The sequence below is a fragment of the Bordetella ansorpii genome, assembly GCF_900078705.1.
GTDB lineage: Bacteria > Pseudomonadota > Gammaproteobacteria > Burkholderiales > Burkholderiaceae_B > Bordetella > Bordetella ansorpii_A.
Genome location: NZ_FKIF01000001.1, coordinates 393,345 through 418,999, shown reverse-complemented (window position 1 = coordinate 418,999; position 25,655 = coordinate 393,345). Strand labels below are relative to the sequence as shown.

General features: G+C 65.9%; 25 protein-coding genes. 21 read left to right on the top strand and 4 right to left on the bottom strand.

Annotated features, from left to right (window positions below; genetic code table 11):
* The first annotated feature begins 9 nt into the window (after positions 1–9).
* The 3 genes from folP to A6745_RS01655 all read left to right on the top strand — a co-directional run bounded on the left by folP (position 10) and on the right by A6745_RS01655 (position 3,210).
* The gene (gene folP / locus A6745_RS01665) at positions 10–849 is read left to right on the top strand and encodes a dihydropteroate synthase (protein ID WP_066122803.1); all 840 of its coding nucleotides are present in this window, start codon (positions 10–12) and stop codon (positions 847–849) included.
* Positions 849–2,195: a phosphoglucosamine mutase gene (gene glmM, locus A6745_RS01660; protein ID WP_066122801.1), complete on the top strand. Its 1,347-nt coding sequence runs from the start codon at positions 849–851 to the stop codon at positions 2,193–2,195. Before folP ends, glmM begins: the two co-directional genes overlap by 1 nt.
* 220 nt (positions 2,196–2,415) lie before the next feature.
* Positions 2,416–3,210 carry a GNAT family N-acetyltransferase gene (locus A6745_RS01655; RefSeq protein WP_066122798.1) on the top strand — a complete coding sequence of 265 codons (795 nt, stop codon included), beginning with the start codon at positions 2,416–2,418 and terminating at the stop codon, positions 3,208–3,210.
* Positions 3,211–3,423: 213 nt separating this feature from the next.
* Here the strand turns inward: A6745_RS01655 and ppx are convergent, their stop codons facing one another.
* On the bottom strand, positions 3,424–4,914 hold the full coding sequence (gene ppx, locus A6745_RS01650; protein ID WP_066122796.1) for an exopolyphosphatase: 1,491 nt from the start codon (positions 4,912–4,914) through the stop codon (positions 3,424–3,426).
* Between the two features lie 187 nt (positions 4,915–5,101).
* On the opposite strand from ppx, the gene ppk1 reads away from it, so the two are divergent.
* From ppk1 to pstB, 5 genes are all read left to right on the top strand, one after another.
* Positions 5,102–7,231: a polyphosphate kinase 1 gene (ppk1, locus tag A6745_RS01645; RefSeq protein WP_082852845.1), complete on the top strand. Its 2,130-nt coding sequence runs from the start codon at positions 5,102–5,104 to the stop codon at positions 7,229–7,231.
* A gap of 339 nt (positions 7,232–7,570) precedes the next feature.
* A complete protein-coding gene (gene pstS / locus A6745_RS01640; RefSeq protein ID WP_066122792.1) occupies positions 7,571–8,614 on the top strand; it encodes a phosphate ABC transporter substrate-binding protein PstS in 1,044 nt (347 codons plus the stop codon).
* Positions 8,615–8,770: 156 nt separating this feature from the next.
* Complete coding sequence (gene pstC / locus A6745_RS01635) at positions 8,771–9,796, top strand: phosphate ABC transporter permease subunit PstC (protein WP_066122791.1); 1,026 nt, start codon at positions 8,771–8,773, stop codon at positions 9,794–9,796.
* Positions 9,797–9,823: 27 nt separating this feature from the next.
* On the top strand, positions 9,824–10,678 hold the full coding sequence (pstA, locus tag A6745_RS01630; RefSeq protein WP_066122789.1) for a phosphate ABC transporter permease PstA: 855 nt from the start codon (positions 9,824–9,826) through the stop codon (positions 10,676–10,678).
* A 41-nt stretch (positions 10,679–10,719) separates the two neighbouring features.
* Positions 10,720–11,496, top strand: coding sequence for a phosphate ABC transporter ATP-binding protein PstB (gene pstB, locus A6745_RS01625; protein ID WP_066122787.1), 777 nt, complete (start codon positions 10,720–10,722; stop codon positions 11,494–11,496).
* Positions 11,497–11,575: 79 nt separating this feature from the next.
* On the opposite strand, the gene A6745_RS29170 is transcribed toward pstB, so the two are convergent.
* Positions 11,576–11,812: a hypothetical protein gene (locus A6745_RS29170; protein ID WP_231885882.1), complete on the bottom strand. Its 237-nt coding sequence runs from the start codon at positions 11,810–11,812 to the stop codon at positions 11,576–11,578.
* Between A6745_RS29170 and A6745_RS01620 the strand changes: the two genes are divergently transcribed.
* Positions 11,793–12,989, top strand: a complete 1,197-nt coding sequence (locus A6745_RS01620; RefSeq protein WP_231885881.1) for a trypsin-like peptidase domain-containing protein — start codon at positions 11,793–11,795, stop codon at positions 12,987–12,989. The two genes, A6745_RS29170 and A6745_RS01620, sit on opposite strands and share 20 nt — an antisense overlap.
* Positions 12,990–13,115: 126 nt before the next feature.
* On the opposite strand, the gene trhA is transcribed toward A6745_RS01620, so the two are convergent.
* Complete coding sequence (gene trhA, locus A6745_RS01615; protein ID WP_066122785.1) at positions 13,116–13,736, bottom strand: PAQR family membrane homeostasis protein TrhA; 621 nt, start codon at positions 13,734–13,736, stop codon at positions 13,116–13,118.
* A gap of 289 nt (positions 13,737–14,025) precedes the next feature.
* Here trhA and A6745_RS01610 point away from each other — a divergent pair, with 289 nt between their 5' ends.
* Both A6745_RS01610 and A6745_RS01605 read left to right on the top strand, forming a co-directional pair.
* Positions 14,026–14,796, top strand: coding sequence for a S1 family peptidase (locus A6745_RS01610; RefSeq protein ID WP_066122784.1), 771 nt, complete (start codon positions 14,026–14,028; stop codon positions 14,794–14,796).
* A 48-nt stretch (positions 14,797–14,844) separates the two neighbouring features.
* Complete coding sequence (locus tag A6745_RS01605; RefSeq protein WP_231885880.1) at positions 14,845–15,306, top strand: TonB C-terminal domain-containing protein; 462 nt, start codon at positions 14,845–14,847, stop codon at positions 15,304–15,306.
* An 84-nt stretch (positions 15,307–15,390) separates the two neighbouring features.
* Here the strand turns inward: A6745_RS01605 and A6745_RS01600 are convergent, their stop codons facing one another.
* On the bottom strand, positions 15,391–15,756 hold the full coding sequence (locus tag A6745_RS01600; RefSeq protein WP_066122783.1) for a hypothetical protein: 366 nt from the start codon (positions 15,754–15,756) through the stop codon (positions 15,391–15,393).
* Positions 15,757–16,229: 473 nt separating this feature from the next.
* Here A6745_RS01600 and A6745_RS01595 point away from each other — a divergent pair, with 473 nt between their 5' ends.
* From A6745_RS01595 to A6745_RS01555, 10 genes are all read left to right on the top strand, one after another.
* Positions 16,230–17,879 carry a ShlB/FhaC/HecB family hemolysin secretion/activation protein gene (locus A6745_RS01595; RefSeq protein ID WP_082852842.1) on the top strand — a complete coding sequence of 550 codons (1,650 nt, stop codon included), beginning with the start codon at positions 16,230–16,232 and terminating at the stop codon, positions 17,877–17,879.
* A 36-nt stretch (positions 17,880–17,915) separates the two neighbouring features.
* Complete coding sequence (locus A6745_RS01590; protein ID WP_330999983.1) at positions 17,916–19,142, top strand: DUF2341 domain-containing protein; 1,227 nt, start codon at positions 17,916–17,918, stop codon at positions 19,140–19,142.
* Positions 19,028–19,801 (top strand): MotA/TolQ/ExbB proton channel family protein, encoded by a 774-nt coding sequence (locus tag A6745_RS29620; RefSeq protein ID WP_330999981.1) that lies wholly within the window; start codon positions 19,028–19,030, stop codon positions 19,799–19,801. The genes A6745_RS01590 and A6745_RS29620 overlap by 115 nt, the downstream gene beginning before the upstream one ends.
* Positions 19,802–19,812: 11 nt before the next feature.
* Positions 19,813–20,229, top strand: coding sequence for an ExbD/TolR family protein (locus A6745_RS01585; RefSeq protein ID WP_066122781.1), 417 nt, complete (start codon positions 19,813–19,815; stop codon positions 20,227–20,229).
* 20 nt (positions 20,230–20,249) lie between these two features.
* Positions 20,250–21,026, top strand: coding sequence for an energy transducer TonB family protein (locus A6745_RS01580; protein WP_082852841.1), 777 nt, complete (start codon positions 20,250–20,252; stop codon positions 21,024–21,026).
* Positions 21,027–21,065: 39 nt separating this feature from the next.
* Positions 21,066–22,787 (top strand): putative porin, encoded by a 1,722-nt coding sequence (locus A6745_RS01575; protein ID WP_066122780.1) that lies wholly within the window; start codon positions 21,066–21,068, stop codon positions 22,785–22,787.
* A gap of 5 nt (positions 22,788–22,792) precedes the next feature.
* A complete protein-coding gene (locus tag A6745_RS01570) occupies positions 22,793–23,530 on the top strand; it encodes a DNA repair protein (protein WP_231885878.1) in 738 nt (245 codons plus the stop codon).
* An 84-nt stretch (positions 23,531–23,614) separates the two neighbouring features.
* Positions 23,615–24,145 carry a YbjN domain-containing protein gene (locus tag A6745_RS01565; protein ID WP_066122779.1) on the top strand — a complete coding sequence of 177 codons (531 nt, stop codon included), beginning with the start codon at positions 23,615–23,617 and terminating at the stop codon, positions 24,143–24,145.
* A gap of 63 nt (positions 24,146–24,208) precedes the next feature.
* A complete protein-coding gene (locus A6745_RS01560) occupies positions 24,209–25,213 on the top strand; it encodes a peptidylprolyl isomerase (protein ID WP_066123705.1) in 1,005 nt (334 codons plus the stop codon).
* A 43-nt stretch (positions 25,214–25,256) separates the two neighbouring features.
* Positions 25,257–25,643, top strand: coding sequence for an MbcA/ParS/Xre antitoxin family protein (locus tag A6745_RS01555; protein WP_231885877.1), 387 nt, complete (start codon positions 25,257–25,259; stop codon positions 25,641–25,643).
* The last annotated feature ends 12 nt before the right edge of the window (positions 25,644–25,655 follow it).

Sequence of the window (25,655 nt, the reverse complement as noted above, 5' to 3'; positions counted from 1 at the left end):
GCCAGCTTCATGGCAAATACCTTCCTGTGCGGGCGCTTCGAGTTGGATCTCGAGCGCCCGCTGGTCATGGGAATCGTCAACGTCACGCCGGACTCCTTTTCCGATGGCGGCGCGCATGACGACACCGATTCCGCCGTGGCGCATGCGCGCCAACTCATCGCCCAGGGCGCCCACATCCTCGATCTGGGGGGCGAATCCACCCGGCCGGGCGCCGATCCCGTCTCCATCGAAGACGAGCTGCGCCGCCTGCTGCCCGTCATCGAGGCACTGCGCGATTGCGGCGTGCCGCTTTCCATCGACACCTTCAAGCCCGAAGTCATGCGGGCGGTGCTGGATGCCGGGGCGGACATGATCAACGACATCTACGGTTTCCGTCAGCCCGGCGCCATCGAGGCGGTGGCGCAGAGCCGCTGCGGCGTGTGCGTCATGCACATGAAAGGAGAGCCCCGCACGATGCAGGAAGCGCCGGAGTACGCCGATCTGCTGGGTGAGATCGGCGTATTCCTGGGCGCGCGTGCGCAACGGCTGCGGGCGGCGTGGGTCGATCCGCGCCGTATCGTGCTCGATCCCGGTTTCGGGTTCGGCAAGACGATGGACCAGAACTATCAATTGCTGCGCAGGCTGTCCAGCCTGCGTGTTTCCAGCTACCCGCTACTGGTGGGGCTTTCACGCAAGTCCATGATAGGCGCCGCCACGGGCAAGCCCGTGCAGGATCGCCTGGCAGGCAGTGTCGCCGCCGCGCTGGCATGCGTGGCGCGTGGCGCCGCGATCGTGCGCGTGCACGACGTCGCCGAAACCGTGGATGCGCTGAGGGTCTGGCACTGCGCGGAACAAGGAGCCATACGCTGATGAGTCAACGCAAGTATTTTGGTACGGATGGGGTGCGCGGCGAGGTTGGCGGCCCCACGATCAACCCTGGTTTTGCCCTGCATCTGGGTTATGCCGCTGGCAAGGTGCTGGCCCGCAAGCAGGCCATCCGGGGCGGCGGCCGGCCCCAGGTGGTCATCGGCAAGGACACGCGCATTTCCGGCTACATGCTCGAATCGGCGCTGGAAGCCGGGCTGTCGGCGGCAGGCATCGACGTGCTGCTGGCCGGTCCCATTCCCACGCCCGCCGTCGCCTACCTGACCCGCGCCCTGCGCCTGGTCGCCGGCATCGTCATCAGCGCTTCGCACAACCCGTACCAGGACAACGGCATCAAGTTCTTCTCGGCCCAGGGCATGAAGCTGCCCGACGAAGTCGAAGCAGAGATCGAGGCCGAGCTCGAACAACCCCTGGGCTGCGTGCGTTCCGAAGAGCTGGGCCGCGCGCGCCGCATGCAGGACGCGCAAGGCCGCTACATCGAATTCTGCAAGAGCACCTTCCCGTCCGATCTCGACCTGAACGGCGTGCGGCTGGTGGTCGACGCCGCGCATGGCGCGGCCTACCACACCGCGCCGCACGTGTTCCGTGAGCTGGGCGCCGAAGTGCATTCCATCGGCGTGTCGCCCGATGGCTTCAACATCAACGAGGGCGTGGGCGCGCTGCATCCCGAGTCGCTGGCCAAGGAAGTGAGGGCCCGCGGCGCCCACCTGGGCATCGCTCTGGACGGCGACGCCGACCGTCTGCAGATGGTCGATGGCGACGGCCGCATCTACGACGGCGACGAACTGCTGTACGCCATTGTGCGCGAGCGCCTGCAGCGCGGTCCGGTCGCGGGCGTGGTCGGCACGCTGATGACCAACTACGGCCTCGAACGCCAGCTTCAGCAACTGAAGGTGCCATTCGAACGCGCGAACGTGGGCGACCGCTACGTGCTCGAGCAACTGCTGGAGCGCGGCTGGATGTTTGGCGGCGAAAGCTCGGGCCACCTGCTGTGCCTGGATTGCCACACCACGGGTGACGGCATCATCGCGGCGCTGCAGGTGCTGACGGCGCTGCGCCGGGGCGGCGAGCCGCTGGCGCATTGGGTCGGCGACCTGCGCATGTACCCGCAGACCATGATCAACGTGCCCCTGGCGCCCGGCCTGGACTGGAAGACCCACCAGGGCCTGGCGACCGCGCGCAAGTCGGTCGAGGATGAACTGGCCGGCCGGGGAAGGGTGCTGATCCGGGCTTCGGGTACCGAACCCAAGCTGCGCCTGATGGTCGAGGCCGAGGATGAGCAGCTTGCCGGCAAGTGCGCCCAGCGTCTGGCGGACGCCCTGTCCGCCTGACAATTCATTGACCAGGCGGCTGCAATGGCCGCCTGCGCTTCACGGTGGTTTTCTTACGACAGAAAGCCGCTGCAATGGCATCGTATCCAAAGGTTACTTTTGCCAGCGTGCCGCCCGCTCGGGCTTCTTCAGGCATAAACTTCACAGTCACGTAACATATCAGTCAGATTACTGACATGACGCGCGTCCAAACTGGCAGGATATTTAGGAGTTCCGCGCAATGCTTGAACTAGCACGCATCGACACTGGCAGCGCCGAGGGCGCTCAGAATTGGTCGGGTCCCGCCCCGCGCGGACTCGCTGTCGGCTTGGCTCGCACCAGCGAGGAAGTCGAGCAGATCCAACGCCTGCGCTACACCGTTTTCACCGAAGACATGGGCGCCGTCTTCCCCGATGCCCAGGACGGGATCGAGCAGGATCGCTTCGACCCCTGGTGCGAGCACCTGATGGTACGCGAACTCGATACCAATCGGGTGGTCGGCACCTATCGCATCCTGACCCCGGAGAAGGCCCGCGAAGCGGGTGGCTATTACTCCGAGTCCGAATTCGACCTGTCCGGCCTGGGCAACCTGCGCGAACAACTGGTCGAAGTGGGCCGCTCGTGCACGCATGCCGACCATCGCAGCGGCGCCGTCATCATGCTGCTGTGGTCCGGCCTGGCCGAGTTCCTGCGCCGCGGCGGCTACAGCTACCTGCTGGGCTGCGCCAGCGTCAGCCTGCGCGATGACGGCGTCACTGCCGCCGAAGTGTGGCGCACGGTGTCCAAGCACCTGCAGGATCCGAGCACGCCGCGCGTCAAGCCGCTGCACCGCTACCCGGTCGAGCGCCTGAACAGCACGCTGCCGGCACGCGTGCCGCCGCTGATCAAGGGCTATCTGAAGCTGGGCGCCAAGGTCTGTGGCGAACCGGCCTGGGACCCGGATTTCAACGCGGCCGACTTCCCCGTGTTGCTGACCATGGCGGGCATGGACGAGCGCTATCGCCGCCATTTCGGCCTGGATCGCGCGGAGCGCTGATCATGCGCAATCTGCTGCGTCGCGCCCGGCTCCGGTTTATGCAGCGCGTGACGCGGCAGCTTCTCCTCGAGCTGGATCAGCTCGAACGGGAAACCAACGTGGCGCCGTAACCGTCCGACGTCATTCGCCTGGGCCGATTCGTCCATGCGAAAAAATCGCCACCCAACGGTGGCGATGCACCAACCGCCGCGTCGCATGACGCGGCTTTTTCATTCATGGCTCGAGCAGTTCGAACGAGAAGCCCACCTTGCGCCATTCGGCCTCTTCGGCGCGCAGGGTGAAGTCGCTGAGCGGGTGGCGTGACAGCCATGCGCCATCCACCCGGACCACGATCGAATCCCCTTTCACCGACAGGCGTATGGGGATGGGCGAGATGTCTTCGCGGCGGCGGAAAAGCAGTACCGCCAGGCGCAGGCACAGGACCGCCATCCACTGATCGCGTTGCGGCGCCAGCGGTTCGAGCTTGGCCAGCTTGCCCAGGTGGCCCAGCACCAGCATCGCCAGCAGTTGCTGGTCGGCGCGCGAGAAACCCGGCATGTCGGCGTTCTCCAGGACATACGCCGTGTGCTTGTGGTACGTGTTGTGCGCGATCGACAGGCCCACCTCGTGCAGATCGGCGGCCCAGCCCAGCGCATGGCGCAGGTGGGCCGTCTCGGCGGTGGGTTCGGTGATGACGCTGTCGTAGAAGCCTTGCGCGGCCGCGCGCACCCGCCGCGCCTGGTTGGCGTCGATGTGATAGCGCTTCATGAACTGGCGCACGGATTCGTCGCGCTTGTCGTGCTCGTCGTCGCGGCCCAGCAGGTCATACAGCACGCCCAGGCGCAGCGCGCCGTCGCCGGTATGCATCACGTCGATGCCCAGTTCGTCGAACAGGGCGCTCATGATGGCCAGGCCGCCCGGCAGCACGTCGGCGCGCTCTAGCTTGATGCCGGGCAGTTCGGACGGGATGACGCGGCCGGAACGGATGATGCGTTCCTTCAGCTTGTTCATGCCCGCGCGCGTGATGCCTTCCTGCGAGAAACCGCACTCCTGCAGGATGGCGAACAAGGCCTTGGCCGTGCCGGACGAGCCGTAGGCTTCCTTCCAGCCCATCTTGCGGTATTGCTTGGCGATGACTTCGATTTCGCGGCGGGCGGCCAGTTCGGCCTGCTTCATCTGGTGCGCGTCGACCAGGCCGTCGCCGAAGAACTGGCGGCTGTAGCTGACACAGCCCATGTACAGCGAGGACATCAGGTTGGGCTCGAAGCCCTTGCCGATGATGACTTCGGTCGAGCCGCCGCCGATGTCGATGACCAGGCGCTTCTCGGTCGAGGGCGGCAGGCTGTGCATCACGCCCAGGTAGATCAGGCGGGCCTCTTCGCGGCCGGCGATCACTTCGATGGGGAAGCCCAGCGCGGCTTCCGCCTGGGGCATGAATTCCTGCGTGTTGCGCGCCACCCGGAAGGTATTGGTGGCGACCGCGCGCACCCGGTTGGGGTGGAAGCTGCGCAGGCGCTCGCCGAAGCGTTGCAGCACCGCGACGGCGCGGTTCACGGCTTCGGCGGAAAGCCGCTTGTCGGCATCCAGGCCGGCGGCCAGGCGCACGGTTTCCTTCAGGCGGTCGATCTGGTAGATCTGGGCGACGCCGTCCTGTTGGACGACGCGCCCGATCGAAAGGCGAAAACTGTTGGACCCCAGGTCCACGGCGGCCAATAAATGGTCCATGCGGCTCGTTGTAAGGCTATAGATCAACCGGAATTATAGAGAGAGGAGGGGATTGGCGGGCGCGGATCGTGTTTCTGCTTGCGGAACAATGGTTTGGCGGCGCGTATTGGGGACGTTTTGTCGTACCCTTATGGCTTGGGGCACTGATTACCGCAGTGTGAGACGGCTCGAACACTTCATTTTCTCCATGACAAACCAGGAACTCGACAGACACCAGGAATCGCAATCCGCCGACGCGGTCGGCACGGCCTCCCGCAGCGCAGAGCCTCGCATGCTCAACCGTGAGCTGTCGCTGCTCAAGTTCAACGAGCGGGTGCTGGCCATGGCCGAGAACCCCCGCGTGCCGCTGCTGGAACGGCTGCGCTACGTCTGCATCGTCAGCGCCAACCTGGACGAGTTCTTCGAAATCCGTATCTCCAGCCTGAAAGAGCAGCAGCGCCTGACCCCGGGCGCGGTCGGCTGCGATGGCCTGACGCCGGGCGAGGCCTTCGAGCGGGTGCAGGCCAAGGTGCACAAGCTGGTCGAGCGCCAGTACGAATTGCTCGACCGCGAGATCCTGCCGGGCCTGCAGTCCGAGGGCATCGTGCTGCTGCACGCCTCCGAATGGAACGAACAGCAGCTCGAATGGGCGCGCGACGTGTTCAACCGCGAGGTCATGCCGCTGCTGACGCCGATCGGGCTGGATCCTTCCCACCCGTTTCCCCGCGTCTACAACAAGAGCCTGAACTTCATCGTGGCGCTGCACGGCGCCGATGCGTTCGGCCGCCGCGCCTCCATCGCCGTGGTGCAGGCGCCGCGCGCGCTGCCGCGCCTGATCCGCATGCCGGCCGAGGTGTCGGGCCATCCCGACGGCTACGTGCTGTTGACGTCGCTGTTGCGCGCATTCGTGGGCGAACTGTTCCCGGGCCTGGAGATCCGCGGCTGCTATCAATGGCGCGTCACCCGCAACAGCGACCTGTTCGTCGACGAGGAAGAAGTCACCAACCTGCGCCTGGCCCTGCAGGGCGAGTTGTCGCAACGCAATTTCGGCGCGGCCGTGCGCCTGGAGATCGACCGGCTGACGCCGCCCGACCTGGAAGCCTACCTGCAGCGCGAGTTCTCGCTGACGCCGGTGGATACCTACCGGGTCAATGGTCCGGTGAACCTGTCGCGCCTGATGCAGTTGTGCAGCAACGACGCGCGTCCCGACCTGCTGTTTCCGCCTTACCACGCCGTGGTGCCGGCCCCGTTCGACCGGGTGGGCGACAAGCCCGCCGAGCTGTTCGCGGCCGTGGCCGAGCGCGATCACCTGCTGCATCATCCGTACCAGTCGTTCCAGCCCGTCATCGACTTCCTGACGGCGGCGGCGCTGGATCCGGACGTGATGGCCATCAAGCAGACCATCTACCGGACCGGCGAAGACTCCGAACTGATGAAGATCCTGCTGGCCGCCGCGCGCGCCGGAAAAGAGGTCACGGTGGTGGTCGAGCTGATGGCGCGCTTCGACGAGCAGACCAACATGAACTGGGCCGCGCGCCTCGAAGAGGTGGGCGCGCACGTGGTGTACGGCGTGGTCGCCCACAAGACGCACGCCAAGATGGCGCTGGTGCTGCGGCGCGAGCAGGGCCGGCTGCGCCGCTACGCCCACCTGGGCACCGGCAACTATCATCCGCGCACCGCCCGCCTGTACACCGACTTCGGCCTGCTGACCGCCGACCCGGACCTGTGCGAGGACATGGACAAGGTCTTCGGGCAACTGACCGGCCTGGGCGCGCGCCGCTCGTTGAAGGCGCTGCTGCAGTCGCCGTTCACCCTGCACGACACGATGGTCGGGCTGATCCGCGCCGAGGCCGAGGCGGCCCGCGCGGGCAGGCGCGCGCACATCATGGCCAAGATGAACTCGCTGCTCGAAGAACGGGTGATCGACGAGCTTTACCTGGCCAGCCAGGCGGGTGTGCGCATCGACCTGGTGATCCGCGGCGTGTGCACCCTGCGGGCGGGCGTGCCGGGGCTGTCCGAGAACATCAAGGTGCGCTCGGTGGTGGGGCGCTTCCTCGAGCATTCGCGGGTGTTCTACTTCCATGCCGAAGGCAAGGAGGTCGTCTACCTGTCGTCGGCCGACTGGATGGACCGCAATTTCTTCCGCCGTGTCGAAGTCGCCTTCCCGGTGAAGGACAAGGCGCTGAAGAAGCGCGTCATCGACGAGGCGTTCACGTTCGCCCTGCGCGACAACCAGCTTGCCTGGCAGCAGCAGCCGGACGGCACTTATGCCCGGGTGCGCAGCCGGCGCGAGGGCTACGACGTGCATACCCAGCTGATGAAGACGCTCGGGCAGTAGACGCGTCGTTTCCTGTCCCGAGCCGCCGCCGGGAGGAAAATCGCTTCCGAGGGGGCAGGGCGGCGCCGCAAGGCCTGGCTGATGTTTTTTCAGTGGCTTTGCGCTTCTTGACCGGCGCATCCGCCCCGCCCGGCATTGCGCTGCAGCATATAATCCCCCGCCTTTTCAGGGACATATGGCTGTCCCGTTCCTGAAAGCATGGGACGCGGCTTTTCGGCGAGGCCAAGGCCATTTGTGACTGTCACTATCTTGTCATTTTTGACTTCTAAGATGCGCCTGTCGGTCAAGGCTAAGTACCATGACCCTCGCCGGAATCCTCAAACAAGCACAGGAACCACGATGCTCAAACGTGTCTTCAAGCAAGTTTCCCTGACGGTCGCCCTGAGCGCGGCTGCTTTCGCTGCCCACGCCGTTGATATCACCGGCGCCGGCGCTTCGTTCCCGTACCCGGTCTACGCCAAGTGGGCGTCGGACTACAAGGCTGCTTCGGGCAACGCCGTCAACTACCAGTCGATCGGTTCGGGCGGTGGTCAACAACAGATCAAGGCGAAGACCGTCGACTTCGGCGCTTCGGACGATCCCCTGAAGGCTGACGACCTGCAAAAGAACAACCTGCTGCAATTCCCCGCCGTCATCGGCGGCACGGTTGCCGTGGTGAACATCGACGGCGTCAAGGCCGGCGAACTGAAGCTGTCGGGCAAGGTCCTTGGCGACATCTTCCTGGGCAAGATCAAGAAGTGGGACGACGCCGCCATCAAGGCGCTGAACCCGAACGTCAAGCTGCCCTCGGCTGACATCGTCGTGGTTCACCGCTCGGACGGTTCGGGTACGACCTTCGGCTTCACGAACTACCTGTCCAAGGTCAACGCCGAGTGGAAGTCGTCGGTTGGCGAAGGCAAGGACGTCAAGTGGCCCACCGGTCAAGGCGGCAAGGGTAACGAAGGCGTCGCCGCCTACGTTGGCCAGCTGAAGAACTCGGTCGGTTACGTCGAATACGCCTACGCCAAGCAGAACAAGCTGGCCTGGACGCAACTGCAGAACGCCGCCGGCAAGTTCGTGCAGCCCGAGCAGACCGCTTTCGCCGCTGCCGCCGCCAACGCCGACTGGAAGAGCGCTCCCGGCATGGGCGTGGTCCTGACGAACGAACCGGGTGACGCCTCGTGGCCCATCACCGCCGCTACGTTCATCCTGATCCACAAGACGCAAGACAAGCCCGCCCAAGGCAAGGCCGTCATGGAATTCTTCGACTGGGCCTTCAAGAACGGTGGCAAGGCTGCTGAAGCCCTGGACTACGTGCCGCTGCCCCAGAACGTCACGGACGAAATCCGTGGCCTGTGGAAGACGGAAGTCAAGTCGGCTGACGGCAAGGCTGTCTGGCAGTAAGCCGCAAAAAACCGCGGTTGCCCAGGTAGAGGCGCTTTACCTGGGCGTGTAGACCGCAGCAGGCGCCGGCACATGCCGGCGCTGGCAGACCCGGGGGGCGCACAAATCATTGGGCGCCCCTTTTCATCTCTGAGATTTCCCAAGGAAAGCCCATCCATGAGCGCGGTAATGGATAATAGCGCCTCGATTCCATCGGACAGAGCGACGTCGTCTCCAGTCATGACTGCCGGAACGCCCACGCCTGTCAATCAGAACAATAACGCGCTGATGGATAAGCTGTTCAAGAACCTGACGCGATTCTTCGCGTTCTTCGTGTTCATGCTGCTGGCGGCGATCATGGTGTCGCTGGTCTACGGCAGCCATGAATCGATCTCCAAGTACGGCCTGTCGTTCCTGTGGCTGAACGAATGGGATCCGGTCAACCAGGTGTTCGGCGCGGTGGTGCCCATCGTCGGCACGCTGCTCACCTCGTTCATCGCCCTGCTGATCGCCGTGCCGGTGTCCTTCGGCATCGCCATCTTCCTGACCGAACTGGCGCCCGCCTGGCTGCGCCGCCCGCTGGGCACCGCCATCGAGATGCTGGCCGCCATCCCGTCCATCATCTACGGCATGTGGGGCCTGTTCGTCTTCGTGCCGGTCTTCCAGCAATACGTGCAGCCCACCCTGATTTCGGTGCTGGGCGGCATTCCTGGCCTGGGCATGCTGTTCCAGGGCCCGGCCTTCGGTATCGGCATCTTCACCGCCGGCCTGATCCTGTCCATCATGGTCATCCCGTTCATCACGGCCGTCATGCGCGACGTGTTCGAACTGGTGCCGGCCATGCTGAAGGAATCGGCCTACGGCCTGGGCTGCTCGACCTGGGAAGTGATGTGGCGCGTCGTGCTGCCCTTCACCAGCTCGGGTGTCATCGGCGGCATCATGCTGGGCCTGGGCCGCGCGCTGGGTGAAACGATGGCGGTCACGTTCGTCATCGGCAACGCCTTCCGCCTGTCCGAATCGCTGTTCGCCCCCGGCAACTCGATCGCCTCGGCGCTGGCCAACCAGTTCAACGAAGCCGCCGGCATCCAACGCGCCGCGCTGCTCGAACTGGGCCTGATCCTGTTCCTGATCACCACCGTGGTGCTGGCCATTTCCAAGGTCATGCTGCTGCGCCTGTCCGCCTCGCAGGGCACGAAGTCCTGATCCTGGGTCCGAAAGGGAGAATACGAAATGGCTCAATCGGCACTCAACATGAATAACCCGATCTATCGTCGGCGTAACTTCACCAACAAGGTGATGCTGACGACGTCGATGGTCACCCTGGTCTTCGGCCTGTTCTGGCTGTTCTGGATCATCCTGACGCTGCTGACCAAGGGCGCCCCCGCCCTGTCGTTCACGCTGTTCACGGAAATCACGCCTCCCCCGGGGCAGCAGGGCGGCCTGCTCAACGCCATCTTCGGCAGCGTCCTGATGGCGGCCATCGGCACCGTCATCGGTACCCCGATCGGCATCCTGGCCGGCACCTACCTGGCCGAGTATGGCCAGAAGGGCTGGCTGGCGCCGGCGACCCGCTTCCTGAACGACGTGCTGCTGTCGGCGCCGTCGATCATCATCGGTCTGTTCATCTACGCCGTATACGTGGCCCAGGTCGGCCACTACTCCGGTTGGGCCGGCGCCCTGGCGCTGTCCATCCTGGTGATCCCGGTCGTGGTGCGCACCACCGACAACATGCTGCTGCTGGTGCCCAACAGCCTGCGCGAAGCCACCGCGGCGCTGGGCTGCCCCAAGTGGCGCATGATCCTGATGATCTGCTATCGCGCCGCCAAGACCGGCATCATGACCGGCGTGCTGCTGGCCATCGCCCGCATCTCGGGTGAAACCGCGCCGCTGCTGTTCACCGCGCTGTCGAACCAATTCATGTCCACCAACATGAACGGCCCGATGGCCAACCTGCCGGTTGTCATCTACCAGTACGCGGCCAGCCCCTTCAAGGACTGGAACGACCTGGCCTGGGCTGGCGCCACGCTGATTACCCTGCTGGTGCTCGGCATCAACATCCTGGCCCGCAACCTGTTCCGTAAATGATCGCCAGCCGGCGCCAGGGGCGCCGGCACTAGGAAAGCCAAATGGACAACATCGCTACCGCTACGAAAAGCAAGATCGAGGTCAAGAACCTCAACTTCTATTACGGCAAATTCCATGCGATCCGCAACGTGAATATGTCGATCCGCGAAAACAAGGTCACCGCCTTCATCGGCCCGTCGGGCTGCGGCAAGTCGACCTTGCTGCGCACGTTCAACCGCATGTTCGAGCTGTACCCCGGCCAGCGCGCCGAGGGCGAGATCATGCTCGACGGCGAAAACCTGCTGACGTCCAAGACCGACATCTCGCTGATCCGCGCGAAGGTCGGCATGGTGTTCCAGAAGCCCACGCCGTTCCCCATGAGCATCTACGACAACATCGCCTTCGGCGTGCGTCTGTTCGAGAAGCTCAGCAAGGGCGAGATGGACGAGCGCGTGGAATGGGCCCTGTCCAAGGCCGCCCTGTGGAACGAAGTGAAGGACAAGCTGCACCAGAGCGGCAACGGCCTGTCCGGCGGCCAGCAGCAGCGCCTGTGCATCGCCCGCGGCGTGGCCATCAAGCCTGAAGTCCTGCTGCTGGACGAGCCCTGCTCGGCGCTGGATCCGATCTCGACCGCCAAGATCGAAGAGCTGATCGCCGAACTGAAGAACGACTACACCGTCGTCATCGTGACCCACAACATGCAGCAGGCGGCCCGTTGCTCCGACTACACCGCCTACATGTACCTGGGCGAACTGATGGAGTTCGGCGAAACCGACCAGATCTTCGTCAAGCCGGCCCGCAAGGAAACCGAAGACTACATCACCGGCCGTTTCGGCTGATGCATCTTACCGCGAAGCGGGCCGTCGGCCTGTTTCGCGTGGCTGCGCGGGCATGCACGTCGCGCCGCGCAGCCAGCCATTAGAATGGCGGGCCCAGTGGCCCGCCTTTTTCATTTTCGATGCCCGCTATGGATGCCAGCAACTTGGCGGCGACGCCGTCCGCTCTCCGCCGCCGGATGCTTGCCGCGTTGTGCGTGGCCGCCTGCGCGCCCGTCATGCCTGCCGCGCGGGCCGCATTGCCGCCCGTGGTCGATGGCGCACCCTTGCCATCGCTGGCGCCCATGCTGGAAAGCACGATGCCGTCGGTCGTCAGCATCGTGGCGCTGGGCAGCAATCAGGAAGCCGCCGGCTTCGGACGCATGCCCAATCGCGCACGGCAAAGCTCGGGCTCGGGCGTCATCGTCGACGCTGCGCAGGGCTATGTGCTGACCAACCACCACGTGGTGCGCGGCGCCCAGACGATCCGGGTCTCGCTGCAGGACGGGCGCACCTTGCCCGCCAAGGTGCTGGGCAGCGATCCGGACACCGACATCGCGGTGCTGCGTATCCAGCCCGACCGGCTGCAGGCCTTGCCGCTGGCCGATTCCAGCGGGTTGCGGGTGGGCGATTTCGTGGTGGCCATCGGCAATCCGTATGGGCTGGGTCAGTCCGTGTCGTCCGGCATCGTGTCCGCGCTGGATCGTTCCAGCCTTCGGGCCGCCGGCTATCAGAATTTCATCCAGACGGACGCATCGATCAATCCCGGCAATTCGGGCGGCGCGCTGGTCAACCTGCGCGGCGAGCTGGTCGGCATCAACACGATGATCTACACGCCCTCGGGCGGCAACGTGGGCCTGGGTTTCGCCATCCCCTCGAACCTGGCCGGGGATGTCATGCGCCAGTTGCTCGCGCATGGCCGTGTCATGCGGGGCACGCTGGGCCTGGACGTGCTGGACCTGAATCCCCGGCTGGCCAATCAGCTGGGGTTCGCGCCGTCGGCCACCGGGGTGGTCGTGACCCGCATCAGCGACGGCGCGCCGGCGCAGCAGGCAGGGGTGCTGGCGCGGGACCTGATCATCGCGCTGGATGGCAAGCCCATTGCCACCAGCCAGCAACTGCACAATGCCGAGGGCCTGCTGCCAGTGGGCCAGCAGGTGCGCCTGACGCTGCGCCGCGCGGGCCGGCAGATGGAAGTGACGCTGCGCATCGAGCCCGAGAAGGACGAGCGGCTGCATGCCGGCAGCCTGGACGCGCGCCTGAACGGCGTGGAGTTCGCGGAGATGTCGCTGGCGCAGCGCCGCCAGGGCAACGACGGCCTGCTGGTGACGGCCACGTATCCGGGCCGCAGCCAGGCGGCCTCGAACCTGAGGCGCGGCGATGTGCTCATCGGCATCAACCAGCGTCCGGTCAGCAGGCTGTCCGACCTGCGCAACCTGCTTGAACTGCTGGATGGACAGCCGCTGCTGATGACGCTGATCCGCGGCCGCGGGATTTTCTATCTGCAGGTGCGCTGACGCCCCCGCTGCGCGATGCCCACCGCGGCCCGTGCGCCGCCTCGCCCGGGGCGGCATGCCGCGCGCGATAGGTCTTGGGACTGCCGCCGTGGAACGTCGGGATGGTGTACGGGGTATCGAACGCAGCTAGGCCAGGAAGGTCCAGACCATGACGGAATGGCAGGCCGTGCCGGCAATGGTGAACAGGTGCCAGACGCCATGCGCGTGCGCCCAGCCCGAACTGTTGCGGTAGAACACCAGGCCCGCGCTGTAGAGCAGGGCGCCGGCCAGCAGCCATGTCAGTCCCGCTTCCGGGACGTGCTGCGCGATGGGCACCGCCATCAGCACGCCCAGCCAACCCATGGCGACGTACAGGCTCACCGCGGGCGCGGCGGCGCGCTTGCGGAACACGATCTCGCGCGCGATGCCGACGAGGGCCAGCAGCCACGCGCCGCCGGCCAGCAGCCAGCCCCAGTCGTCCTCCAGGGGAATCAGGCCCAAGGGCGTGTAGGTACCGGCGATCAGGATGTAGATGGCGCAATGATCCACGCGCTCCCAGAACAGCTTCCGGGCGCCTCGGCAACTGTGGTACAGGGTGGAGGCGGCATAGGTGGCGACCGCGGCGGTGGCGAACACCGCGCAACTGACGATATGCCAGGCATCGTTGGACTGGACGATGACATAAGGCATCAAGGTGGCGGCGCTGGCCACGGCCAGCACCAGGCCCGCCAGGTGGCTCCAGCTGTTGAATCGTTCGCCGTAGTACATCGGTACCCTTGCCCCCCGTCTCTGGTGCTGCGCTGCCGTATCTCCCAGGATATCCGGGAATGATGCAACGATGCCGCGAGCAGGACAATAAGACCGGAAGGTCCCGGTCCGCGTATCGGGTTGTGAAATTTTTATGACAAACGGTAGTTGGGCCGCGCGCCAATCGTCTAGACATCAGAGCCGCCAGGCGTAGCCGGGCTTTCCCACCCGCCTTTACTGTCACGACCTGGCAATGGCCGATTCCTACCCTGTCGCGCCTCTTGTTGCCGACATAAACAAAAGAACGCGAATGGCGACGATTTCCTCCACGCTGAACGGCCTGTCCGTTCTGGCCTGCCGCCTGTTCCTGGTGGTGGGCGCGGCCCTGCTGGGGCCGGTGGGCGCGACCCATGCATTGCCGCTGATCGGCGGCCTGGAGGCGCACGCCACGGGTTTCTTCATCAACAGCGGCGGCGATGTGCTGACGGCGCATCATGCGGTGTCCGATTGTGGCGACATCTTCGTCGTGAAGGACGGCAAGGTGGTGCGTGCCTCGCTGGCCGCGGCTGATGACAGACTGGACGTCGCCGTGCTGCGCACGGCGCTCAAGCCTTATCTCAGCGCCACGTTCGTGGCCGGGCCCGAAATCAAGGCCGGACGCCAGGCGGTGTTCGCGGAAAGCTACAACACGCTGCAGCGCATGCCCGACCGGGCTCGCACGCTGTTCAATGCGTTCGCCGAATCGGGCAATGCCGGCAGCGACGATCTCTCGTTGATCTCGTCCGTGCGTCCCGGCGCCAGCGGCAGCCCTGTCCTGGGCGCGGCCGGACTGATGCTGGGGGTCGTGGTCGAACGCTTCTCGCTGGACGGGCGCCCGTCTGGCCGCGTGGCCCTGAGCGCGGCGCAGGCCAGCGGCGCCACCGGCGCCACGCGCGTCAAGGCCGTGTCGGCGACGCACGTCAAATCCTTCCTGCGAGACGCAGGCATCGCCTTCAACGAAAGCGACGAGCCGCAGTTGGGGCCCATGCAGGCCCAGGCGCCGCGTGCCGCCACGCTGTCGGTCGGCGTCATCTGCGGCTGAGTCCATACCCGGCCCGCGTCCGTAACATCGCCATGGAGAATCACCGCTATGCATGAAGACAATGTGTCAAAGATGGCCCGTGCGCCGTTCTGGCGCCGCATGTGGGGAGCCGCCGCCGGCGCGCTGGGGCTGGGCCTGGCGCTGTCCCAGCCTGCGCCGGCGCTGGCGCAGGCGGCCGTGCCGCAGCATTGGATCAGCTACGCGCAGCTGGTCAGCAATCAGTTCCAGGCCTGGCTCGCCGATCCCGCCAACGAGGCGGTGGTGCGCCTGCACGAACGCATGCAGCAGCGCGTGCTCGAAAGCAATGGCTCGCCCGCCGCGCCCGTGGTGGTGCGAGTGTGGGTGACGAACCAGGGCCAGGTCGAGCGCGTCGCCTTCGATACGCTGGGCGACGACCAGGCGGACCAGGATCTGCGCGCCGTGCTGACGGCCCAGCCCTTGTCCGAACCGCCGCCGTCCGACATGCGCCAGCCGATGGTGCTGCGCCTGAAGCTGGATTTCGCGACCTGAGGGATGCGAGGCCCATGGCCTCGCCGTGGGATGGAAAACACACGGGCCGCGTCGAGCGGCCCGTGGCGTGGGCGGCGTCTGGAATCAGCGCGCGACGGGGTTGGTGTAGATGGGCGCGGGCCGTTGCGGGAAGGCCGAGTTGCCGAAGTTGCTGCCCATGCGGTTGGACGTGGCGGCGCGGTTGAACAGGCCCAACTGGTTGGACGGCATGCGGGCGACGCCCTCGGACGCCAGCGCGGGGTTCTCGTGCGGCGCGCGGGCGCGGGGCGCCATCTGCTGGCTGAGGCAGTCATAGGACGGCGCCCGGTAGCCGTTGACTTCGACGTCCACGCAGGAAGCCGGCGCGGCGCGTGAATCCGACGGGACGGCAGGCGCTTGCGCCAGCACGGCCGAAGGCAATGCCAAGCCAGCCACCAGCAGCATTGATGCGCGCAGATCGGAAACGGACATGGCGGACTCCTGGGTGATGAGACGGTTCGTGCGCTTGGCTCGATGCGTCCCTGATCCCGGAAGTGTACGTGGCGCCTTCCCGGCCGTGGTGACAAGTCAATGTCATTTCCGTGCGCAACGCCACTGCGCCACCGGCGCCTCGCCCGGGCGTGCATGCGCCGTCCTTCCTGCATCCGCGCACCTCGACCCTCTCTCTCGATCGCTGCACGCATTGGCCGAGGGTTATCCCTGACTCTCCCTCTCGTTCCTTTGTTACGAGTCAGTTTCTTCGTGAAATTTTTATTACATCGCGCACTGGGCGCGTTGGCGGAACGTCTAGTAACAAGCAGACGCTGTTCGACGCTGACCAACCAGGTGCCGACGCTGTCGGGTGCCTGGCAGTGAAGTGTCTGGCCTGGCTGCGAACGGTCGCCAAGCACGGCGAGACGGGTAGAGCAGGACATCAGATTAATTTGAGGACTGAGTGCATCCCTATGCAGGATTTTGATAAAGCAGGTGCATCGGCCCGCGCCAGAGCGACGCTAGCAGCGTGCCTGGTGCTGGGACTGCAGGCCGGCGCCATCGCGCAGGACGCGCAGCAAGGGCAGGCGCAAGCCGGCCAGGCCGAACAGGCAGCCGCCGCGGCGGATACGCGCAAGGTCGACGTGAGCGAGTACATCGTTCGCGGCAACACCGTGCTGGATGCCAAGGCCATCGAGAAAGCGGTCTACCCCTTCCTGGGGCCGGAGCGCACGCTGGCCGACATCCAATCGGCCCGCGACGCGCTGCAGGCCGCCTACCATGAGCTGGGATACCAGTCCGTCTACGTCGACCTGCCCGAACAGCAGGTCACGGGCGGCGTGGTCATCCTTCAAGTGGCCGAAACCAAGATCGGCCGCCTGCGCGTGGTCGGCGCCAAGAACTACTCGCCGCTGGCCATCCGCGACGACGTGCCGGCCCTGAAGGAAGGCGAGGTGCCCGACTTCAACCAGGCGCAGGCGCAACTGACCGAGCTGAACCGCACGGCCAGCCGCCAGGTGCTGCCGGTGGTCCGCGAAGGCAAGATCCCGGGCACCATGGACGTCGACCTCAAGGTCGAGGACAAGAACCCCTGGACCGCCAGCGTCGGCCTGAACAACGACTACAGCGCCGATACCAAGCACCTGCGCTCGACGGCCTCCATCGGCTACGACAACCTGTGGCAACGCGGTCATGCGTTCTCGCTGACGTTCTTCACGGCGCCCCAGGAAACCGACAACGCCAAGGTGTGGTCGGCCTCGTACACGCTGCCGCTGGCCGACCGCTGGAGCCTGCAGTTCTCGGGCTACCACTCGGACAGCAACGTCGCCACCATCGGCGGCACGAACGTGCTGGGCAAGGGCTACTCGTTCGGCGCCACGGCCACCTACACGTTCGACCCGGTCGGCAGCTGGTACAACTCGCTGTCGGTCGGCCTCGACTACAAGAACTTCGACGAGTCGCTGGTCTTCGGCGGCGAGAACGACACCGTGCCGCTGAAGTACGTGCCGTTCACGCTGGGCTACAACGGCTATCGCTACACCGAGGCTTCGCAAAGCTCCATCGGCCTGAGCATCGTCGGCGCCACGCGTTCCTTCTTCGACCTTGGCAGCTCGTCCGAAGAATTCGACTACAAGCGCTATCGCGCCAGCCCCAGCTTCGCGTTGCTCAAGGGCGACTTCACCCACACGCAGAACTTCGCACAAGACTGGCAGGCCTTTGCCCGCGCCGGCTTCCAGTTCTCGTCCGGCGCGCTGGTCTCCAACGAACAATTCGCCGCTGGCGGCGCGACCAGCATTCGCGGCTATCTGGCCGCCGAGCGCACGGCCGACGACGGCCTGTTGGGCTCCATCGAAATGCGCACGCCCTCGCTGGCGCGCTACCTCGGTTCCAACGTAAACGAATGGCGTTTCTACACCTTTGCGGAGTGGGCGTGGCTGCGCCTGCGCGACCCGTTGCCCGAGCAGGAGGATTCCTTCCGCCTGGCCAGCGTCGGTGTCGGTACGCGCATGCAGGTGCTCGACTGGTTGTCGGGCAGCCTGGACTGGGGCTATCCCCTGATCAACGGCGCAAACACCCGCAGTCATGATCCCCGCATCAACTTCAATCTGCGCGCCAGTTTCTAACCCAATTCGGATGACGGTTTTCGGAGTAAGACAATCATGCAACGCCTAATGATGTACCTGCTGGCTCTCGTGGTCAGCGCGCTTCCGGCAGTCGCCAACGCCTGGTGGCAGCCCGATTGGAAATACCGCAAGCAGGTGTCGATCGACACCACGCAGCAAGGTGCCGCCATCAACGAACCCGCTGGCCGCGTGCCGCTGCTGGTTCGCCTGCACACCGGCAACTTCACGTTCGACGGCGTCAACGCCAACGGCTCGGACCTGCGCTTCGTCGCCGCCGACGACCAGACCGTCCTGAACTACCAGATCGAAAGCTTCGACCCCCTGCTGGGCATGGCCGTGGTCTGGGTCGACGTCCCGGAAGTGTCCGGCGCCCAGCGCCAGGACATCTGGATGTACTACGGCAACGAGAAGGCGCCCGCCGCCTCCAACGGCCAGGTCACGTTCGATCCCAACTACACGCTGGTCTATCACTTCAACGGCGCGGTCGAAGCGCCTCCGCGTGATGCCACCGGCTACAACAACAACGCCCAGACCCCGGTCGCCGGCATGGTCGACGGCGTCGTCGGCCGCGCCGCCCAGTTCACGGGCGCCGCGCCGCTGATGCTGCCCGCCAGCCCCTCGCTGGCCATGGCCGCCGGCAGCGCGTTCACGTTCAGCGCCTGGGTCCGTGCCGACCAGCCGTCGGGCGACCAGGCGATCTATGCCCGCCGCGATGCCGGCAACTCGCTGGTGATCGGCGTGTCCAACGGCGTGCCGTTCGTTGAAGTCAACGGCCAGCGCACGCAGCCCGGCCAGCCCCTGACGCCGGCCGCCTGGCAACACCTGGCCGTCACGGCCAATGGCGGCCAGATCACGCTGTACGTCAACGGCCGCGCCAGCGGCACGATGGCTGCCAGCCTGCCGGCCCTGAACACCGCCGCCGCCGTGGGTGGCGACGTGGCCGCCGCGGCCCCGCCGCTGCCGCCCCCGCTGCGGCTGCCCCCGCTGCCGCCGCCCCGGCTGATCCGGCCGCTGCGGCCGCCGCGCCCGTTCCCGCCCCCCGGTACGCCGCCTTCGTCGGCGCCATCGACGAAGTCCGCCTGTCCAAGATCGCCCGCCCGGCCGCGCTCCTCTTCGCCGATGCCACTGCCCAGGGCAGCGAGTCGCGCATGGTGGTCTACGGCGCCGACGAAGAGCAGTCGGGCATGGGCTTCGGCGAACTGGGCTTCCTGCTCAACGCCGTGCCGCTGGACGCCTGGGTCGTTATCGGCGTCCTGGTCCTGATGATGATCCAGTCCTGGGTCATCATGGTCAGCAAGAGCCGCCTGGCCAAGCGCGTCGAAGTCGCCAACTCGGACTTCCGCACCGTGTTCGCCAAGGTCGGCAACCGCCTGGAAATGCTGGCTGACGAAGCCCGCCTGAACGAGCAATTGAAGAACGCCCCGCTGTGGCGCCTGTATTCGGTGGCCGTCAACGAGATCCGTGTCCGCCGTGCGCAGGGTGCCGATACCAACACGGTGTCGGCCGCCACCATCGAAGCCATCCGCGCCTCGATGGACGCCATCCGCACCAAGGAATCGCAGATGCTGGGCAAGCGCCTGTCGGCGCTGTCCAACGCCATCGCCGGCGGCCCGTACATCGGCCTGCTCGGTACGGTGCTGGGCATCATGGTGGTGTTCCTGGGTACGGCCATGGCCGGCGACGTGAACATCAACGCCATCGCCCCGGGTATGGCCGCCGCGCTGCTGGCCACCGCCATGGGCCTGTTCGTCGCCATTCCCGCGCTGTTTGGCTACAACCGCCTGATCACGCGCAACAAGGAAATCAACGCCGACATGCGTGTGTTCGTCGACGAGTTCATCACCCGCCTGGCCGAAGTCCACGGTGAAGGCTCGCGCGCCGAAACCATGCACGCCAACCAGGCCCGCGTGGCCACGGCCTGAGGAGACGCCAGATGGCTTCCGTATCCGCGCAAGACGACGACGACGGCGCACCCGTCGACGGTATCAACATCACGCCTCTGGTGGACGTGCTGATGGTGGTGCTGGTCATGTTCATCCTGACCGCCACCGCCCAGATCGCCGGCATCCAGGTGAACCTGCCCAAGGCGAGTTCGACCGTGTCGTTGTCGCAACCCAAGACCAAAGCCATCTCGGTCAACGAAGCCGGCCAGGTGTTCCTGGACGCCTACCCGGTCACGTTGCCCGAGCTCGAAGACAGGCTGCGCACCGAGAAAGCCCTCAACCCTGACTTCCCGGTCATTGTCCGCGGCGATGCCGTCGTGCAATACCAGAAAGTCATGGAAGTGCTCGATCTGCTGCGTCGCCTCGAACTGCCGCAGGTCGGTCTCGTGACCGGCAAGCCGACTTGAAGTAGAAGGGCTATCCCGCGATGTCGTCGAATAAACCTGAAACCCCCGATAGCCGCGAGGACACTTCCTCGCGCCTGTCGGCGCTGCTGGACGAAGGCCGGCAAGCCAAGCGCTCGCGCTCGGCCGGACGTTTCGTCTGGCCGATCGTAGGCCTGGTGGTGGTGGTCGGGCTGGGCTATTTCATCTGGCGCTGGGCCGGTGACATGGCGGGTGTCCAGCGTGAGGCGCCCAAGGTCGCCGCGATCATCCCGCTGCCGCCACCGCCGCCTCCGCCGCCGCCTCCCGAGAAGCCGCCGGAAGAGCCGCCGCCGCCCGAGGAAGTGGTCGAACCCAAGCCGATCGAAGAGCCCAAGCCCATCGATCAGCCCAAGCCCGACGAGGCGCCGCCCAAGCCCGCCAACGACATGGCCAATGCGATGGAAATGAACACCGACGCGCAGGCCGGCTCGGACGCGTTCAACATCGGCGCCGGCAGCGGCAGCGGCATGGCCGGTTCCGGCGGCGGCGGCGGCTTCGGCAACGCCACCTACGGCCAGTACATGTCGTACATGCTGCAGAAGATCCTGCGCGAGGATGAGCGCACCCGCAATCTGGTGTATCGCGGCGTGGCCGTGAACATCTGGCTGGATACGGCCGGCCAGGTCACCCGCGTCGAAGTGGCTCGCTCCAGTGGCGATGCCGAGATCGACGAGAAGCTGGTCGCAACGCTGCGTGCGGTGGGCCGCGTGGACGAACGTCCGCCTGCTTCCACGCCGATGCCCATCCGAACCTCCATCAGCAGCCGTCGGCCTTCCTGACGCCGCGCTCTTCGATTTCCTTACCGGAGTTTGATCAAAATGAAATTGCAACCCAATCGACTGGCCGGCGCGCTGGCCGTCGCCCTGGCGCTGTCGGCAGGACAGGTTGCGGCCCAGACCGCCGCGCCGTCCCAGAACGCCACCGTCAACCTGATCCGCCTGCTGGTTCAGCAAGGCGTGCTCAAGCAGGACCAGGCCAATGCCCTGATCCAGCAAGCCGAAGCCGAAGCCGTGCAGGCCCGCAAGGCCGCCGCCGCACCGGCTGCCGCCGGCGGCGCCGGCGCCGCCATGGCCCAGCCGGGCGACGTGCGCGTGCCGTACATCCCCGCCACCGTCCGGGACCAGATCCGCGACGAGGTCAAGACCGAAGTCATGGCGCAGGCCAAGGCCGAGAACTGGGCCGCGCCCAACACGTTCCCCGACTGGGCGTCGCGCATCACCGTCGAGGGCGACGTGCGCTTCCGCGACGAGTCGCGCTTCTTCGACAGCGGCAACAGCGACGAACTGATCGACTTCGCCAAGTGGAACCGCAACGGCCCGATTCCCACGTTCCTGGCCGGCCAGCCCTACGGCCTGGACATTCCCTACATGAACTCGCGCCAGGACCGCCGCAACCTGATGCGCATCCGTGCTCGCCTGGGTGTGAAGGCACAACTGTCCGAGCAGTGGATGGCCGGCATCCGCCTGGCTTCCGGCAGCGACAACAGCCCGGTGTCCACCAGCGATACGCTGGGCGGCGGCATGGCCAAGAAGGACATCTGGCTCGACCAGGCCTACCTGAGCTATCGCCCGTACGAGTGGGCCACCATCACGGCCGGCCGCGCGTCCAGCCCGTTCGTGTCGTCCGACATGCTGTACTCCAACGACCTGAACTTCGACGGCATCTCCGCCGCGTTCAAGCGTCCGCTGGGCAACGGCAGCCCCGTCACGCTGTTCGGCTCGCTGGGCGCCTATGCCCTCGAATACTCGAACAACCCGTTCAGCAGCGACACGTTCTCCGAAGGCAAGAGCGAGAACAAGTGGCTGTTCGGCGCGCAGGCCGGCGCCGAGTGGAAGCTCAACGCCCAGAACAAGCTGCGCGGCGCGGTCGCCTACTACACGTTCCAGAACATCGAAGGCCAGCGTTCGGCGCCTTGCGATTCGCTGATGACCGTCTGCAGCACCGACTGGTCGCGTCCCGCCTACATGCAGAAGGGCAACACCCTGTTCCTGCTGCGCGATGTCGTCCAGAGCTCGGCCGACCAGGCCGACTGGAGCGAATACCAGTACGTGGGCCTGGCTTCCAAGTTCAACCTCCTGAACCTGAACCTGCGCTGGGATACCCGCCTGTTCGACAACCTGGCCATGCGCCTGGATGGCGACTACGTCCGCAACCTGGCCTACAGCAAGAACAAGCTGATCAGCCGTGCCGGCGGCGCCGCGAACATCGTCAACTCGCGCGAGAACCTGGACGACATCGAGAGCGGCGGCAATGCCTGGATGTTCCAGGCCACGATCGGCGACGGCATCGACCTGGTTCGCAAGGGCGACTGGATGGCCTTCGCCGGCTACAAGTACATCCAGCCCGACGCGCTGCCCGATGCCTACAACGACTCCACGTTCCACCTGGGCGGCACCAACGCGCGCGGCTACTTCCTGGGCGGCGGCTATGCGTTCGACAAGAACGTCTACGGCTTGCTGCGCTGGACCAGCGCCAAGGAAATCTATGGCCCCCCGCTGGCCATCGACGTCCTGCAGCTCGAAGTCAACGCACGGTTCTGATCATCATGCGCACCCAAACCTCCCAACCCGCGCGCGCCCTGCGTGACGTTGCCAAGACGCCGATGTCCCCGGCGTTGCGGCATGTCGCCTGGACGCTGAAGGCCACCGCCGCGGCGATGGCCGCCATGCTGACGGTCTTTCCGGCCCACGCGCAAAGCATGGAAGAACGCCTGCGCACCCAGTTGCGCAGCGCCACCCAGCAACTGCAGCAGCTGCAAAGCCAGCAAGCGCAACTGAACGCCGCCAAGAGCGCGGCCGAGACCCAGCGCGATGCCGCGCAGAAAGAGGTCGAACAGCTGCGCGCGCAGCTCGGAAAGGTTCAGGGCCAGGCCGAGCAACTGGCAGGCCAGCAGGAAGCCATCCGAGACGCCGCGCGTGCCCAGGCTGCCGCCAGCAACGAGCAGCTCGGCAAGTTCAAGGCCGCCTACGACGAACTGCTGGGCATCGCCCGCGCCAAGGACGCCGAGGGCAAGAAGCTGCAGGTCTCGCTCACCGAGCGTGATTCGCAACTGAAGGTCTGCGAGCAGAAGAACGATCAGATGTATGCCGCCGGCAAAGAGATCCTGGCGGCGTACGAATCGTTCAGCACCGGCGATCTGCTGAAGATCCGGCAGCCGCTGGCGCGCGAAGCCCGCGTGCAGTTCGATGAGAAGGCCCAGGAATACGGCGACAAGCTGTACGACAGCAAGTACGATCCGCGCCTGGTGCCGCAGCAGCAATCCGGAGCCAAGCCCGCGCAGTAATGCGCTGGCCGATATCGTTCCAGCCTTACCCCGGCGGCCGTGCGCCGTCGGGACGTTTTCCACACGTCAATACGAGACTGTCACATGACGGATACCACCCTGATCCAATCCCTGAGCGCAACCAAGCTGCAAGACATCCTGCAAAGCATGGGGTATCGGGTTACCAGCACCGAGCAGAACGGCATGGTGCAACTGCTGAGCGCCACGCAAGGCATCGGCTTCGCCGTGCGCTTCGGCAATCCTTCTCACACCGAAGGCGAATTCGTCGACTACACGCTCAGCTGCGCGCTGCGTGTGCAGGGTGATCTGCCGCAAGGCCTGGTCGAATCGTGGAACATCGGCAAGCGCTTCGCTCGCCTGGCCCAGCAAGGCACCTTCCTGGTCCTGGAAATGGACGTGATCGCCGCCGGCGGCGTCGCCGAGAACCATCTGCGCGCCACCACCGAGCTGTGGGACCGCCTGTTGCAAGAGTTCCTGCTGTTCCTGCGCCAGTACGCCACGCAGGCCGTGCAGGCGGAACAGGCCGTGCAGGCTGAACAGGGCGTGCAGGCCGCCGAGCCAGCTCCGGTTGCCGAGGCCGCCGCTGAAGCCGACAAGGCCGATACCAAGGAATAAGATGTGCCCCCATGCGGCCGGGGTGTTCCCGCCGCATGGCTCTGTTTGAATGGGATGGATGAAATGAAGAAGTCGGATTACGCAGCGCTGCGCATGCGCTGGATGAGCGCATTCGGCCTGGCGCTGGTGCTGAGCGGTTGCGGCGACAAGGGCCAGGCCGAGCAGACCCAGAAGCCCGCCGAGAGCAAGCCCGCCGCGCAAGCGACCAAGCCCGCCGCGACGCCGGCAGCCGCGCCCGTCAGCAATTCGCCCGCCGTCGCCACCCTGGGTGCGTTGTCGGTTTCGCAAAGCGACCTCGAACAACTGCTGCGTTCGCTGTCCCCGGCGCAGCGCCAGCAACTGACGGCCAACCGTGCCGCGCTCGAACAGGTCGTGCGTAGCAGCCTCGCCGAGAAGGCGCTGCTGGCCCAGGCCCGCGCGCAGAACTGGGCCGACAAGCCCGAAGTCCAGCGCGCCATCCAGGCCGCGCAGGAACAGATCGTCTTCCGCTCGTATCTGGACTCGGTCACCGTGCCGCCGGACACCTATCCGTCCGAAGCCGAACTGCAACAGGCCTACGAGCAGAACAAGGCGCGCTTCGTCCAGCCTGCGTCGTACCGCGTCAGCCAGATCTTCCTGGCTGCTCCGTTCAACGACGCCGAGGCCGTGGCTGCCGCCCGCAAGAAAGCTGCCGATCTCATCAAGCGCGCGCGTGCGCCGCAAGCGGATTTCGCCCAGCTTGCCCAAGAGAATTCGCAAGACAAGGAAAGCGCCGCTCGCGGCGGAGACACGGGCTTCATTCCCCTTCAGCAGGTGGTGCCGGAGTTGCGTGGCACGGTCCAGCGTCTGAAGAAGGGTGAAGTCAGCGAAGTGGTGCAGCTGCCCTCGGGTTTGCACATCGTCAAGCTGGTCGACCTGCGCGAAGCGCGCCAGGTCCCGCTGACCGAGGTGCAGGTGCAGCTGCGCGACACCATGCGCGCGCAGCGCCAGCAGGATGCCGCGCGTGCCTATCTGGAGGGACTGCTCAATGCAGGCACGGTCAGTATCGACGGCAAGGCGCTCCAGGGCGCTGTCGACGGCGCCAAGTAAGGCGGGCGTCATTGTCCACTCGCCGTTTCGCAACGTGCGTGACGTGCTCAATGCACGTCTGCGCAAGCTGGTCGGCCACAGCCGCGCCACGCGCAGCGCCACGCTGGGCGTGAAGCTCTTTCCGGTGCTGCGCGAAGCGATTCCGCAGCAACCGCAATGGCGCGAGCTGGTGCCGTCCATCGGCACGCTGAACGATCCCGATGATGCGGCCGCGTTGCGCCCCCACGAGGCCATCGCGCTGTATCGCCTGTTGCGGCTGGTCTGGCTGGCCGAACTGGTGTTCGGCGATGAAGACCTGGCGCACGACTGGTTGTCCACGCCCAAGGCGCAGTTGTACGGCGCCGTGCCGGTCGGCCTGATCGGCTCGGCCCGCCATGCCGGCCACATCGAGCGCTGGTTGCTGAACATCGAAGAAGGGAATGGTCCGTGATGCGGCTGTGGC